Here is a 14,725-nt window from a genome sequence, read left to right on the forward strand (position 1 = left end):
ATGTTCCATTTGCAAAACTGGCACAGTTGTCTATACATAGTAGATTCGATGTTGATGAGGTACAGCAACTGATTGAAAAAAGTAATGAATAATGAGTAATGAGTGAGAAATGTACTTATTACTCATCGAGAGGTTCAGATCCCCGACTTCTTCAATAAGTCGGGGATCTTTTGGTTAACGAATTAATATCTAATCAAGCATGAAAGTATTTTTTCTTTACTTTTTTGTAGAGGTTTTTAATTCTTAATTGACTTAAGCGTAGTTGCGTCAATGTGGGGATGTTAGATTGATAATGCTGTTTATGGTCAAAAAACTCATTTAATTCCTGTAAAATTACTCGCAGCCTTTGAATAATATTTTCATAACGATACTCTTTGAGTACCTCTTCCGACAAACTTAAACCTGGAGCAGATTGCAGAACTTTGAGAATATGTGCTACATCATATTCTTTGGAATAATTAGCGATTTTATAGCTATTAAACCCAGGATCTAAATAATCAGAAAGCCCACCATTAACGCTAGAAAATACTTGACACCCACAGGCTAAAGCTTCCATTGGTTGCAGTCCAAATCCTTCACTGACACTCTGTTGCGCCCAATATTCAGCCGAATCATAAAGATAAATTTTTGCGCGATTAAATAATCCTGGTAAATCTTCTACATAATAATCAACTAAATGCACATTGCATTTTTGTTGTAACGTGGGAATTAGCTCTGTTAATAAATACTCCGAAGATTTTCGCGCCTGCACCAATACATCAATATCTCGTTCTAAATGTAAATTTTTAAATTCTGGGCTAATTTCATTCGGTAAATAATAAATGAGGTTATTTGGCGACTTCTGCCCCCAATAACCTAATGTGTTGCGACTAACAGTAATAATGGGAATCCCTATAGGTAAATTAAACTTGTAACCAGAACTATGGGCATGATATACCACATTATATTGCTGGAGTTTGGCAACTAATTTAGCGATATCAAATCCCCAATTAATAACAAAAATGGCATTATCTAAATTTGGTTCTCTCAGCAAGTCATCTAAAAACAACTTATCGGCTTCTCGTTGGCGGTAAGTTACCACTTCCGCACTACAAACCTGTTGAGCAAGTTTCAATGTTTTTAATTCTGCCCAGAGACCACCACAGACAAATCTGCCCTGAGTTCCAGGCAATAGAAAATAAAGCTTTCGCATTATAAAATTATGAATTACGAATTAATTTCACTCTCGCCATTTTACCTTGACAAAATGTCCTTGCCGTCCCCAAACATCACGAGCCACGGTAATATTTTCTACTGTTAAGTTAAACGGAATAGCTGTGGTGAGATAACGCTGGGCTATTGAACCTAAATCTGGGGCGATTTCTGCGGCTGTGGTGGCAGCTAGTCCTAAACCAATTAATTGTTCAACTGGGCGGAAGGGAAGCAACAAATTGACACCAACAGCGAGTCCGGCTGTTAACAACATTGTGACTGAAAGATTTGTACCACAACGGGGATGTACTGCTAAATCCCATTCACCATGTGTCAGCCGATAAAGGGCTTGGCTGACCGCCCGTCGCAAGTTGCTAATATTAACTTCACCATAAAGATAAAATCCTTGATCTGTAGATAAACCACCCAATAATTCGTTATCAAGTTGAACTGTATTGGGTCTCCCTGGGGGAGTATGAACATTTTTGGTTTCACTCAAAACCCAAACTGTAGCATGTTCTAAGGCGTGGACTTGCCGCAGCATCAGAATTTCTTTCAAGCCAGGAACAAATGATAGCTGCCTTACTAAATCAGCATCTAGGGTAGATTGCGGTGTAGTAAAGTCAAAGTTAAAAAAGTTAAAGGAAGACGAGCCACCTTGAACAGAAGCAGAAGTTTCCATAGCAACACTGCTCCCCAAACTGATGGAGCAAGATAGATTTCTTACAAATGTAACGCTTGCAGCCAAAGATTATTGCTAATTTTTATTGATGACTGAATGAATATCTTTTTAAATATGGTGAAATGTACCGTTGAGCCAGTTTGAAAAAACTGACTCAACGGTAACAAATTCTGCACGATAACCAATAACTCAGTAATCTGTTCTGCCTGATGTTGATACTAGCGAGAACTAGAGGTTCACGCTGAAATAGATGCGTGAGGAGTAAAACAAGCAGTGAACCATGAAAATGTCGTAGCTGCACGCCAAATGAAATTTATCGCCAGATTAGACGCGATTTATGGCATCTGCCAAACGCCATTGACCGCATCTGTGTTAGCAATTCATTCGTTTTGCTTAGGCAGAGGACAGCAATTCACATCATCCAAACAGACCTTGCCCCACTGTAAAGCCCAGCGCACAAGTGCCACCCGGTTTTCTGTTTGGGTTTTGGTGAGAATATTGCTGATGTGGTTATCAACTGTTCGCTTGCTAATTTCCAATTTTGCTGCAATCTCTTGGTTAGTTAAGCCAGCGGCCACTAAGTCGATAATTTGCAGTTCTCTGTCTGACAGAGTAACAGGGGTCTGGGACTCGCCACCAGCCATGACTGATTCTATCCTCCCTTGGTATATGTACTTAATCACTCTCTTTAATTCTAGAAGATTCTTTTGTTGGTAGGGATTTGAAGTGTTAGCTGTAATACGATTGACAATAATTTTTTTCAAGTTTAACTCAAGAGAAAATTTACATATCACAAAATAAGTGTTATTTTTAGCACTTATTTTGAAGATTTTATTAAGTATTATCACGAGTAAATAAAAGCTGATATTAAAGCCTACATATTCAGTAGGAGTAACAAAAATTGCTATTTAATTCTATGAAGGACTGGCGACAGAACAACAAGATTGTTGTAGATTTTATACTGACCTCACAAGAACTGAAAAGTTAGGGGTCAATAGGAAAAACTCAGAATATAAAGTTCTGGGTTTAGGCAGAAAAATTCTGATGTCAGGATTATTCTTTGCTTCCTCAACCTAAATCGCAAATCTAAAGTGAGATGAGCAATCCCCGTGTTTTGTGTCTTGGTGAAATTCTGTTTGATTGTTTAGCCGATCAATTGGGGCTAAAGTTGGAGGAGGTACAGTCTTGGACTCCTTACCCTGGAGGAGCGCCAGCTAATGTGGCCTGTGCGTTGGTGAAACTCGGAACTTCCGCCGGATTTGTTGGCTCTGTAGGTGAAGATGAACCGGGGAATGAGCTGGTTCAGTTACTCCAGGAAGTTGGGGTAGATATAACGGGTGTGCAACGTCATCCGACTGCGCCAACGCGACAGGTGTATGTAGTGCGAGATTTGGCAGGCGATCGCAGTTTCGCTGGCTTCGGTCAGTATGATACATCTGAATTTGCCGACACCCGTCTACAAGCCAAGCAATTACCCACTGCGTTGTTTCAAGAGGCAGAGTTTCTGGTTTTGGGTACTTTAGAATTAGCCTATCCTGACAGTGAACAGGCAGTTTATCGCGCTTTAGATTTAGCAGAACAATTTGACCTGAAAATTGTGCTAGATGTCAACTGGCGACCAGTATTTTGGCACGACCAAAATATTGCGCGGCAAAAAATTCAAGATACATTTAAGCGGATTGACTTTCTCAAACTCTCCAAAGAGGAAGCAGAATGGCTGTTTGATACCGCCGATGCAGGAGCCATTACTTACCGTTTAGATTCTGTGGAAGGGGTGCTGATAACTGATGGTGATAAAGGTTGCGCCTATTGCTTAAGTGGTAACGAAGGAATATTACCTTCTTTCCCGGTGAAAGTAGCTGACACCACTGGCGCAGGAGATAGCTTTTTGGCGGGATTTATCCACCAATTAAGTCAGCATGGGATCAAAAAACTAGAAGATGCAGAAACCGCCAAACGCATTGTTACTTATGCTAGTGCGGTGGGAGCATTAACTACGATTAAACCAGGTGCGATCGCTTCTCAACCAACAGCCGCAGAAGTCGAAGCTTTTCTGGCTACACACCAACTTTAATCAGGCTGTGGTCTGTTGAGAATGAGTGTCAGGGTGTAGGGGGTAAAGATTTGAAACATCTACACTCTTACAGAGAAGTCAAAATTCAAAAGTTAAGAGAATTTTTGACTTTTAACTTTTGACTTTTGACTTGATTTCACCCATACACCCATTTTTCACAGATAATCTTGGTACGTAAGTTCTCAATTTAAACGATGAGTTTTGCCAAACCTAAATAACGGATACCTTCGGGAGAAATATCAAAGCGACAAGGTAATACTTCTAAACCAAGGGCGATCGCTTGCCGCAATAACTGACCATATACTGGATCTGTGGTATCACCAGGGGCAAACTCTGTACAATCACCCCGGTTGATAAAGTACAACATCACAGCCCGATTTGTTGGTAGCAGCGCCATTAATTCGCGCAGGTGTTTTTGTCCTCTCGTGGTTTCTGTATCAGGAAATAATGCTAAGGTTCCTTGCGCCCAAGTTGTATTTTTAACTTCTAAATATATCGGGCGTTCTGTCTCATTACCTGTTAACAAAAAATCCACACGACTTTTTTTATCTACGCCATAAACCACTTCACCTTTGATTTGGCTGTAGTCACCTAATTCGGGAAATAAGTATTTTGCTAAAGCTAGTTTGACAATGCGATTAGGTAAAGCTGTGTTAACACCTACCCAAGTCGGTTCCTGATCATAGACTTGAATCAGTTCTAGGGTGTAAGCCAGTTTACGGTTAGGGTTATCACTGCGAGATAATTGCACCAAACTACCAAGGGTAGAAACTCCAGTCATCGGCCCTGTGTTGGGACAATGGGCTGTGACGATTTGACCATCAGTAAGCTGCACATCAGCAAAAAACCGTTTGTAGCGTTTGAGTAAAACACCAGGGTAGAGCGTCGGGTAACGATAAAGCCAATCCAGCATTATTTTGCAAAGCTAACCATAAATGCACAGAGCATCATACCGTGTCTGGTCTGATGCTGGAAAAATAAAAATCTACATATTACATTTTTTTACAAAATTATACTGAATAATCCTCAAAGGGAAGTATCCATTTAATGGCTTATTGAGGGATATATGACTAAAAATGTTGAATCACCGCTACATTGTTCACTGGTCTTAGATATTAAAGATACTTCGACACAGGTATATTTACGAGCAATGGAAAACTTATTGGTAGTAGTTCAAGATTTATCCCTCGCCCATACTCTAGAGCGCGTTATCGAAATTGTGAGGGTAGCAGCGCGGCAAATCACTGGGTCTGATGGAGCTAGTTTTATTTTACGAGACAATGGTTATTGCTATTACGTTGATGAAAATGCGATCGCTCCTTTGTGGAAAGGTCAGCGATTCCCGATGAATATCTGTCTTGGTGGTTGGGCAATGTTAAACCGTCAACCAGCAGTTATTAGTGATGTGTATGATGATCTCCGGGTTCCCCATGTAGCTTATAAACCTACTTTTGTGAAAAGTATGGTGATGGTGCCAATTCGCACATTTGATCCAATTGGTGCTATCGGTATTTATTGGGCAAAATTTCATCAGCCAACCCCCGAAGAAGTCAAGTTATTACAGGCTTTAGCAGATACCACAGCCGTAGCAATGGAAAATGTGCAAGTGTATGCAGAATTAGAACAGCGAGTCAGCGATCGCACGGCGGCTTTAGCAGCAATTAATACCCATCTCCAACAAGAAATTAGCGATCGCAAAGCCGCAGAAGCCGAAATCCGTCGTCTTTCCATTACAGATGAGTTAACAGGATTGTACAATCGGCGTGGCTTTGTGATTTTGGCACAACAGCAATTAAAACAAATTCAGCGATCGCAAATTCCCACTGGCTTACTGTTTATTGATTTGGATGGACTCAAAACCATTAATGATACTTTAGGACATGAAATGGGTGATAATGCAATCACCTCGGCGGCGGATTTACTCAAAAATACTTTTCGTGAGTCTGACATTTTAGCCAGATTGGGAGGTGATGAATTTGTTGTGCTGCTACAAGGACGAGACCCCAGTTCGGAAGTGATTCAACAGCGATTGCAAACAGCCATTAAGGAATACAACCATCGCCAAAACCGACCATTTCAACTGTCGATGAGTATGGGTTTTCAAGCTTATGATCCTCATCAACCCCTCCCCTTAGACCAACTCATCACCCTTGCAGATATGAAAATGTATGAGTGTAAACGGTTCAAAAAACTAGGGAAGAATACAGTAACTCTGGAATAAACCCAAGAGACTGGAAGTCTAGGACTATACAAACAAAGCCTGCCTAACCTATCGGCAACTGCAAAGCCGAACGCAGGCTAATTATATGCTTCTTCATATCGATTTGATATCACAACCCTTACACCTTTATACCCACGTATTCCCACTTTCCCAAACTACTTAACCTCAAACCCCCGCAAGCCTTCTGGTTCTTCATACTCAGTCACCACCCCTTGCACCACAGCCGCAGGTGGCCCCGAATAACACCAGCGAATCATTTCCTCGACAACCTCCCGCACGCCTTCAAATACCGCCTCTACCCTACCATCAGGCAGATTTCGTACCCAACCAGTTAAACCCAACTGGCTGGCGGTATCAACTGTTGCATAACGATAGCCTACTCCTTGAACTCGGCCAGAAATTAAGACATGGGCGCGAATTATTTGTGGTACTTGTGTGGAATCTTGCATAAACTGGTCAATTCTTTACGCTTTCCAGTCTACCTGTTATGTGAATCGAGAACAAAATTTTAATTACACACTCAAGTTTTTGCCGATAACTGTTTTAGGAAAAAATAGCGTTTCCTCATCTACCAGAGGATAAATTTATCTGCGTTCATTTTCTGCAATAGTGTTTAAATTCATCTAGCTCCACTTTAGCAGTATAGAAATAGCCATACTCGCTGTAAGAGTAAGTAAAGATAATGATAAATTATTGTTTGTACCTTGCCGTCATCTATAGAAGGCTGCATCTCTAATTACAGACTAGCATCTATCAATCTGCTAATTTTAAAGTTTGAATTCTGCCTTGCTTATGTCTAATTTACCACCTTTGAATCCTGATACAATTTGGGGAATCCTCAAGGATCAAATTGATGATGTAACAGTCAATCAATTAGTTTGGTATTACTTGGGATATCGCTATAACCCCACAACTGATCAATGGGAAAACAACGAAGTTTTACCAGAATGGCGAGATGAATACCCAGAACCACCAAACTTTCTCGCAAGTCGTCCCGCAACCATGAAATTAACACGTTCAATTCCCACAGAATACAAGCAAAGCCTTAAAGAAAAGTTGGGATTTAAAGGTTACAAAATTGGGGAATTTACACCCAGAGAAACACGCCGAGCCACAGCCGCCAATTGGTTATTAAGTTATTGGCGACAACAAAATCCCGAATTATAGTCATTGGGAAATTTTGATATACCATTAAAGGTAGGTTGAGTGAAGCGAAGCGTAACCAAACAAAATACTAAAAATGTTGGGTTTCACTGCGTTACACCCAACCTACAATTTTTTGCTACTTGTATTTCCTAAATCAAATATAAATCTTATATATACAAAACTAATTTTACATATTTAATAAAATCTATCGCATGATGGTAGATAGCTGATAATAGCCAAATATTCAGCATTGATAGGAATTAAACACTAAAAAACACCCATTTAGACATTAACTAGTCCCTCTACAGATAGAGGAGGGATTATTGAATTATTTCTGTAGACCGATTTGCAAATTGATTAATTATTACGAAAATACTGATATTCGCTTTATATACTTGAAAATTTTTTATGGCTAATCCCATTGAATTTAGTTTATTTGCACCTTATAACGAAGGCGCTGCGTTAATAGGTTCTTTTTCTGATTGGCAAGAAATTCCAATGATAAAAGGAGAAGATGGTTATTTCCGTACAACTGTAGAATTAGAAGATGGGGTTTATAAATATAAATTCCGTGTGCAGTCAAAATCGTGGTTTTTTGAAGCAGATCAATGGGTAGATGTTACAGACCCTTATGCAACCGATGTTGACGAAATTGGTGGTAAAGATAATGGTGTAATTCGTATTAAGGATGGACAAAAAATTGTTGATACTTATGTCTGGCATCATGATGATAAACCTTTACCGCCAGACCATGAACTAGTGATTTATGAATTACACGTTGGTGATTTTTCTGGTGGTGAAGATGACCCTGATGCGAGAGGGAAATATAAACACGTTATTGAAAAGTTAGATTATTTATGTGATTTAGGAATTAACGCTATTGAATTACTACCAGTTAAAGAATATCCTGGTAATTATAGTTGGGGTTATAACCCAAGATATTTTTTTGCACCTGAATCGAGTTATGGTTCTACAAATGAATTAAAGCAACTCGTTGACGAATGCCATAGTCGAGGAATTCGGGTGATTATGGATGGGATTTATAATCACTCAGAATCTTCTAGCCCTTTAACCCAAATAGACCATGATTATTGGTATCATCATGCACCGCGTGACCCTGATAATAGCTGGGGGCCAGAATTTAATTATGAATTCTACGATGAAAATTTAGAGACTTATCCCGCCCGTAAATTTATTGGCGATACAGTCCGTTTTTGGATTGAAGAATATCATGTAGATGGCATTCGCTACGATGCAGCCAGACAAATTGCCAATTACGATTTTATGCACTGGATAGTTCAAGAAGCGAAAAAAACTGCTGGTGCGAAACCTTTTTATAATGTTGCTGAACATATCCCAGAAACAACCAGTATTACTAATATTGATGGCCCAATGGATGGTTGTTGGCATGATAGCTTTATGCACACAGTTACAGCACATATTTGCGGCGATAGTTTTGATTTAGAAAACCTCAAAGATGTGATTGATCCGAAACGTCAAGGTTTCATGGGTGCGACTAATGTGGTTAATTATCTCACCAACCATGACCATAATCGGGTAATGGTTGAGTTAGGTAATCGGAATATTTTCGATGAAGAAGCTTTTAGACGCATCAAATTAGGTGTAGCTATTTTGATGACGGCTGTGGGTGTACCTTTGGTATGGATGGGACAAGAGTTTGGTGAATATAAACCTAAAACCCAAGAATCATCAAAAATTGAGTGGACACTACTAAGTAATGATTTAAACGGTGGTTTATTTAATTACTACAAAGGCTTGATTCATCTACGCAAAAATAACCATGCTTTGTATACAGCAAATATTGATTTCATCCACGAAAATCACGAAGCTAAAGTGTTGGCTTATAGTCGATGGAATGATGAAGGTTCCCGTGTAGTTGTGGTAGCAAATTTTTCCGAAAACTTTTTAGCTGGCTATCACGTTCCTAATTTCCCTTGTGGCGGTACTTGGCACGAGTGGACGGGCAATTATGATGTAGAGGCTGGCGATAATGGGATTATGACTGATCTTGGCCCTTATGAGGCTAAGGTATTTGTCTGGCAATAACAAGATTCTCTGACATGAGTTAGACGTGAACGGGGCGATATTTGCCCCTTTTTTATTAATGGGGAGAATTGGGGCGATCGCTCCAATTCTCCCCGCCACCAATTACAGTTAAACTATCAATAGACTCAGGAATAAAGTCTGTTTAAATAAAAATCAAGGCAGAGATTATTGTGCTTTTGACTTAAAATGTGTATATTACTTTTCTCTCAAGTAACGAGAGCATTCTAATCTCCAGAGCGTCTACATGCACAACAAATTATCTAATACTAACATTAAAAGTTCCCATATCTTATTAACGCCTCACGACGTTAAGACAAGATTGCCCATTACGAAATCGGCAGAACATACAGTATTAAAATATAGACAAGAACTAGAAAACATTTTAGATTTTCAAGATAGTAGAAAATTTATTGTAGTTGGGCCATGTTCTATCCATGATACCAAAGCAGCGATAGAATATGCCGAAAGATTAAAAGTTTTAGCAGAGCAAGTCAAAGATAAACTCTTATTAGTTATGAGAGTTTACTTTGAAAAACCAAGAACAACAGTAGGTTGGAAAGGTTTGATTAATGACCCTGATATGGATGATTCTTTCCATGTGGAAAAAGGTTTATTAACCGCTAGAAGTTTGCTATTAAAAATTACGGAATTAGAATTGCCTACGGGTACTGAAGCCTTAGACCCAATCATCCCCCAATATATTAGTGAATTAATTACCTGGTCTGCTATTGGGGCGAGAACCACAGAATCACAAACGCACCGGGAAATGTCTAGCGGGCTTTCTATGCCTGTAGGTTTTAAAAATGGAACGGATGGTAACATTCAAGTGGCTTTAAATGCCCTGCACTCAGCAAAAAGTCCCCATAACTTTCTAGGGATCAATAATAAAGGACAAGTTAGCGTTTTTCAAACTATGGGTAATCCTTACGGTCATGTGATTTTAAGGGGTGGAAACCAGCCTAATTACGATGCAGCTAATGTCAAATTAGTAGAACAAAAATTAAAAGATTCTGATTTACCACCAAGAATCGTGATTGACTGTAGTCATGGCAATACCAATAAAGATTACCGATTGCAATCTCAGGTATTTGAAGATGTAATTCAGCAAATTATTGATGGCAATACATCTATTGTGGGGATGATGCTGGAATCGCATTTATATGAAGGCAATCAACCATTAAATTGCAAACCAGAAGAATTAAAGTATGGTGTTTCTGTAACTGATAAATGTATTGGTTGGGAAGAAACAGAAAGAATTATTTTGGCAGCCCACGCCAGATTGAGGTAGTAGGCTGTTATAGCAGGAGGAAAGGTGTTATACCAATTTGAAAAATGATTGCGACAAATGGGTTACTGAAAAGCTCGCCAGTAAGCAATTTCCCAATCCAAAATCCAAAATCTAAAATCCAAAATGGTATTACTATACCTGGCATTCAAAGTTTCAAATTTTCCTAAGAGGATGTTTGGAAGCACCTAGTACCGCTACGCGGAAGTAAAAAGTAAAAAGTCAAAAAGCTCATATCACAGGCTTTTCATTCACTTGAAATGGTATCTTTATTTCCGCCGACCTGTACTAGCCCTAACGAGTGAATATAGTGCTGAGTGGTAAAGTTTAAAAGACGTTGCGCTGCAACGTCTTTTAAAAAGTCTTTAGTAGTGATTTCCTACCTTACGATGATGCACAGCTGTCAGTGCTTCCGGTTTAGAAACTCGGCCGCCATTGACGGTGCTGTATACCGCCCAGTGGTCGCCACAGTCCATCCGGCTAACAACTTCGCATTCCATATATGCTAAAGCGTCGGCGAGGATGGGTGTACCGTCTTCGGCGCTTTGGGTTCGCACACCTGCAAAGCGGTCTGCACCAGGGGCGAACCGTTTGAGGAAGTGGCGCATGAGTGTTTGATAATTGCCTTCTTCTAAGACGTTTAACACAAAGCGATCGCCTACTTGCATTAAGGATTCAATCGCCCGGTCTTTAGCGACTGCAATGGAAAAGCCCAAGGGTTTAAAGCTGGCTTGTGCTACCCAGGAAGCTAACATCGCGCTGGAGACATCGCCTTTTTTGGCGGTAATAATATACAGTCCGCCACTGAGTCTACCCAAGGCTTTATCTAAGTCTGCACTCAGGGCTTTCATCGCTTTGATGCTGCGATCGCGCGTTACCCACTGCCCTAAGTCTGTGCCTGCTTCTTCACACTGCTTATAAGTATTTTCCCTGGGTGTTTCGCTAAGTTGAATCACTGGGAATGCGATATGTAGTCCTAAAGCCCGGAATTTGTTCAACAGGGGGTAAGTCGGCTCATCATTACCGCCGCCGGTTTCAAATATACCAATGGCTTGTTTATCTTTAGCCGAGCCTAACACAGTACTAAGTGCGGCTTGAGCAATGGTATCACCAGCAGATGGCGGCGCACCAATGACTAATCCAGAACAACGCCCAACTAGTTCGCGCAATTCTTGTAAATCTGTGGCTGAACCCAAATCTACTACTTCTACAGCGACATCGGTTTTGTTGATACCGTTGATAATTGCTTGGGCGAGGCGATCGCTATAACCGTATTCTGAAACGTAAAATACACCAACGGTAGTTTCTGGTTTCGCTTGGTTCTGACTCCATTTGCGGTAACGTTGGGTGAGTTCCTCAACGTTGTGATAGAGTAACGGCCCGTGACCTGTCGCAATCATTTTAATCGCTGGTAATTCCCCCATCCGCTTCATTGCAGACAATACCGAGCGCGAATTCGGCCCCATCAAGCATTCATAGTAATATTTAAAATCAGCTTCAATAGTTTTTAAGTCTTCGTCAAAAGTAGCATCGGAACAATAGTGCATCCCGAAAGCATCGCAGGTAAACAGGGTTTGGGTTTGATGGTCGAAGCTGAAGATTGTGTCCGGCCAATGTAAATTAGGCGCAATTACAAATTCTATCTCGTGACCGTTACCTAAATCTAAGCGATCGCCATTTTTAACAATCTGCCGTTTAAATGGCTGATGCACTAAATCTTCCAAAAATTGAATTGCGACTTTGGAAGCCACAACGGTAATTTCTGGAGCTATTTGTAACAAATCTTTCACTAAGCCGCTATGATCAGGCTCAGTGTGGCTGACAATCAAATAATTGATATCTTGAGGATTAATCAATCCTGTGAGCGTATCAAAATACAGATGACGGAACTTCTCATGGGAGGTATCAACTAAAGCAATCTGCTCACCGCGAATCAAAAATGAGTTGTAGGTAGTACCATTTTGTAAACCAAACTCAATATCAAAGCGATCGCGATCCCAATCTAGAGAGCGAATTGCCGTCGTATCTTGAGAAATATCCTCAGTCTGTATTGTCAACCTTTTTTCCGTTTTCTCGGTGAGCGATACCATAAATCCCCTCTCAAACACAATGAGTATTTATTCCGCTTGTTCTATTTTGACACGGTTCAAATGTAAATTTTTATTAAAAAACCTATAGTTATCTTAAAAAAATCAAAAGAGTGAAACCGCGTATACATAAACCTTGGCTGGCTTTGGAGATAGGTAATTCCCGACTGCATTGGGGGTTATTCGTAGGCGAAACCCTTGACTGTACATGGAATACAGACTATCTACCTGATTCAGTTATACAGCAGTTAGGTAACGGTCGAACCTTAGATGATTTCCCCGCCAAGATTTTTACCCTTCCTTGTCCCCTTCCTCTGGTAATTGCTTCTGTTGTTCCCAGTCAAACCGCACTTTGGCAAAGTTACCCCAATGTCAAAGTAATTACCTTAGAGAATGTACCTTTAAAAAATACCTATCCCACATTAGGAATTGACCGCGCCTTGGCTTTGTGGGGTGCGGGGATAAAGTTGGGATTTCCCATATTAGTAATTGATGCTGGAACCGCACTCACTTTTACAGGTGCAGATAGTCAACAGAATTTAGTTGGCGGTGCAATTTTGCCAGGGCTAGGTTTACAATTTGCAACGTTAGGTCAAAAAACCAGCCAGTTACCCCAGTTAAAAACGCAAACTTTCACATCTTTACCGCCAAGGTTTGCCCAAAATACCCCAGATGCAATTCAAAGTGGTGTTATCTACACCTTGTTAGCTGGAATCAAAGATTTTATGACAGCTTGGTGGGAATTATATCCTAATAGTAATGTGGTGATTAAAGGAGGCGATCGCACCTTATTATTTAACTATATGGAAACTTTATACCCAAAAATAACAGCCCGTTTGATTGTAGAACCAAACTTAATTTTTTTGGGAATAGCAACGGTTGATAATCTATAATTGGTTGACTGAGAGATACTAAAGCAACTATAAGCTAAAATAGAAACATATACTTATTTCTAATCGTAGATATGCCTAAAGCCACACACATCTATGAAATCATGCAAAATTTAGATAATTTGACTTTAGCAGAATTGCTAGTACTTAAAGCCAAAGTTGATACTTTGATTGAGGAAAAATCTTCGTTTCAATTATACCCTCTTTCTGGGAGCTATCAGAGGAAAACATCTCTTTCCAGTACAACGAGAGACTTAGATGTAGTTGTCTCGTTTCCTCCTATAACTACATCATCCAGTCTCAAAGGTCATATAATATACGCCTCTGCTAGAGAACATAGTAAGCTGAATGAATCTTTAATAGGCAAATTTTTAGAATCACAATCAAATCAGGATAATTCTTTAGAAGCGGTGATAGATTTAGTTGATGAATGGATGGCCGATGAATCAGATTACGATGAAGAAACTTATTCATCTATTGAGCCAGCTTTGAACCGCAATCAACTATCATTATAAAAACTCACATGGGTAGAGTTATTTTGTTGGATACTAATCCATTGAGTCAAGTAACGCATCCAAAGATAGATCCAAAAATCCAACAATGGTTAAAGTCATTACAAAAAGATGAAACTCTTATACGTGTTCCTGAAATAGCTGATTATGAGCTACGACGTGAACTTTTAAGACAAGGAAAGCAAAAAAGTATAGAGCGCCTCAACCAACTTAGCAAAATTTGTCTAATACCACTAACGCATGAAACGATGATAAAAGCAGCCGAATTATGGGCTTGGGTAAGAAACCAAGGTCAACCCACAGCCAGTAATGACAGCTTAGATGGAGATGTAATTCTTGCTGCTCAAGCCATTTTGCAACTAAAAATTTTTGATCAGGTTACAGTTGTCACAACAAACTTAAAACATATATCGCGGTTTGAAAGTGAAGGAATATCTGTAGCTGATTGGCAACAAACCCTGAATAAGTAAGTCATTTACACAACATCAAGAGGCTTGAAACTCTTACCAATGACAAATGATAGTAACGCACCAAAAGCTTTACGTTAGACGTGCTATGCTGTCGCTAACA

At 39.8% G+C, this 14,725-nt stretch carries 14 protein-coding genes; 8 read left to right on the top strand and 6 right to left on the bottom strand.

Translation table 11 applies throughout. The features are described from left to right. Nucleotides 1-193 precede the first annotated feature (193 nt). From H6G77_RS23155 to H6G77_RS23165, 3 genes are all read right to left on the bottom strand, one after another. Nucleotides 194-1,192: a glycosyltransferase gene (locus H6G77_RS23155; RefSeq protein WP_190872840.1), complete on the bottom strand. Its 999-nt coding sequence runs from the start codon at nucleotides 1,190-1,192 to the stop codon at nucleotides 194-196. Nucleotides 1,193-1,219: 27 nt separating this feature from the next. Continuing rightward, nucleotides 1,220-1,873 carry a DUF6391 domain-containing protein gene (locus H6G77_RS23160; protein WP_190594966.1) on the bottom strand — a complete coding sequence of 218 codons (654 nt, stop codon included), beginning with the start codon at nucleotides 1,871-1,873 and terminating at the stop codon, nucleotides 1,220-1,222. Between the two features lie 380 nt (nucleotides 1,874-2,253). Next, nucleotides 2,254-2,517: a helix-turn-helix transcriptional regulator gene (locus H6G77_RS23165; protein ID WP_190594981.1), complete on the bottom strand. Its 264-nt coding sequence runs from the start codon at nucleotides 2,515-2,517 to the stop codon at nucleotides 2,254-2,256. 452 nt (nucleotides 2,518-2,969) lie between these two features. Between H6G77_RS23165 and H6G77_RS23170 the strand changes: the two genes are divergently transcribed. Then, complete coding sequence (locus H6G77_RS23170) at nucleotides 2,970-3,947, top strand: carbohydrate kinase (protein WP_190594967.1); 978 nt, start codon at nucleotides 2,970-2,972, stop codon at nucleotides 3,945-3,947. Nucleotides 3,948-4,134: 187 nt separating this feature from the next. On the opposite strand, the gene sfsA is transcribed toward H6G77_RS23170, so the two are convergent. Continuing rightward, on the bottom strand, nucleotides 4,135-4,860 hold the full coding sequence (gene sfsA / locus H6G77_RS23175; RefSeq protein ID WP_190872841.1) for a DNA/RNA nuclease SfsA: 726 nt from the start codon (nucleotides 4,858-4,860) through the stop codon (nucleotides 4,135-4,137). Nucleotides 4,861-5,013: 153 nt separating this feature from the next. Here sfsA and H6G77_RS23180 point away from each other — a divergent pair, with 153 nt between their 5' ends. After that, nucleotides 5,014-6,168: a diguanylate cyclase gene (locus H6G77_RS23180; RefSeq protein ID WP_190676767.1), complete on the top strand. Its 1,155-nt coding sequence runs from the start codon at nucleotides 5,014-5,016 to the stop codon at nucleotides 6,166-6,168. A gap of 155 nt (nucleotides 6,169-6,323) precedes the next feature. On the opposite strand, the gene H6G77_RS23185 is transcribed toward H6G77_RS23180, so the two are convergent. Next, nucleotides 6,324-6,617, bottom strand: a complete 294-nt coding sequence (locus H6G77_RS23185) for an acylphosphatase (RefSeq protein ID WP_190676769.1) — start codon at nucleotides 6,615-6,617, stop codon at nucleotides 6,324-6,326. Nucleotides 6,618-6,960: 343 nt separating this feature from the next. Here H6G77_RS23185 and H6G77_RS23190 point away from each other — a divergent pair, with 343 nt between their 5' ends. The 3 genes from H6G77_RS23190 (at nucleotide 6,961) to H6G77_RS23200 (ending at nucleotide 10,669) form a co-directional block, all read left to right on the top strand. Then, entirely contained in the window at nucleotides 6,961-7,335 is a 375-nt protein-coding gene (locus tag H6G77_RS23190; RefSeq protein WP_190676771.1) for a DUF1823 family protein, read from the top strand. Nucleotides 7,336-7,722: 387 nt separating this feature from the next. After that, on the top strand, nucleotides 7,723-9,381 hold the full coding sequence (locus H6G77_RS23195) for an alpha-amylase family glycosyl hydrolase (protein WP_190872842.1): 1,659 nt from the start codon (nucleotides 7,723-7,725) through the stop codon (nucleotides 9,379-9,381). A gap of 244 nt (nucleotides 9,382-9,625) precedes the next feature. After that, a complete protein-coding gene (locus H6G77_RS23200; protein WP_190872843.1) occupies nucleotides 9,626-10,669 on the top strand; it encodes a 3-deoxy-7-phosphoheptulonate synthase in 1,044 nt (347 codons plus the stop codon). A gap of 362 nt (nucleotides 10,670-11,031) precedes the next feature. On the opposite strand, the gene H6G77_RS23205 is transcribed toward H6G77_RS23200, so the two are convergent. Then, nucleotides 11,032-12,756, bottom strand: a complete 1,725-nt coding sequence (locus H6G77_RS23205; RefSeq protein ID WP_190872844.1) for a diflavin flavoprotein — start codon at nucleotides 12,754-12,756, stop codon at nucleotides 11,032-11,034. Between the two features lie 101 nt (nucleotides 12,757-12,857). Between H6G77_RS23205 and H6G77_RS23210 the strand changes: the two genes are divergently transcribed. The 3 genes from H6G77_RS23210 to H6G77_RS23220 all read left to right on the top strand — a co-directional run bounded on the left by H6G77_RS23210 (nucleotide 12,858) and on the right by H6G77_RS23220 (nucleotide 14,625). After that, nucleotides 12,858-13,646: a pantothenate kinase gene (locus tag H6G77_RS23210; protein ID WP_190676782.1), complete on the top strand. Its 789-nt coding sequence runs from the start codon at nucleotides 12,858-12,860 to the stop codon at nucleotides 13,644-13,646. Between the two features lie 71 nt (nucleotides 13,647-13,717). Beyond that, nucleotides 13,718-14,158 (top strand): hypothetical protein, encoded by a 441-nt coding sequence (locus H6G77_RS23215; RefSeq protein WP_190872845.1) that lies wholly within the window; start codon nucleotides 13,718-13,720, stop codon nucleotides 14,156-14,158. Nucleotides 14,159-14,166: 8 nt separating this feature from the next. Continuing rightward, entirely contained in the window at nucleotides 14,167-14,625 is a 459-nt protein-coding gene (locus H6G77_RS23220; protein WP_190594976.1) for a type II toxin-antitoxin system VapC family toxin, read from the top strand. Nucleotides 14,626-14,725 lie beyond the last annotated feature (100 nt).

Source organism: Aulosira sp. FACHB-615, assembly GCF_014698045.1.
Taxonomy (GTDB): Bacteria; Cyanobacteriota; Cyanobacteriia; order Cyanobacteriales; family Nostocaceae; genus Nostoc_B.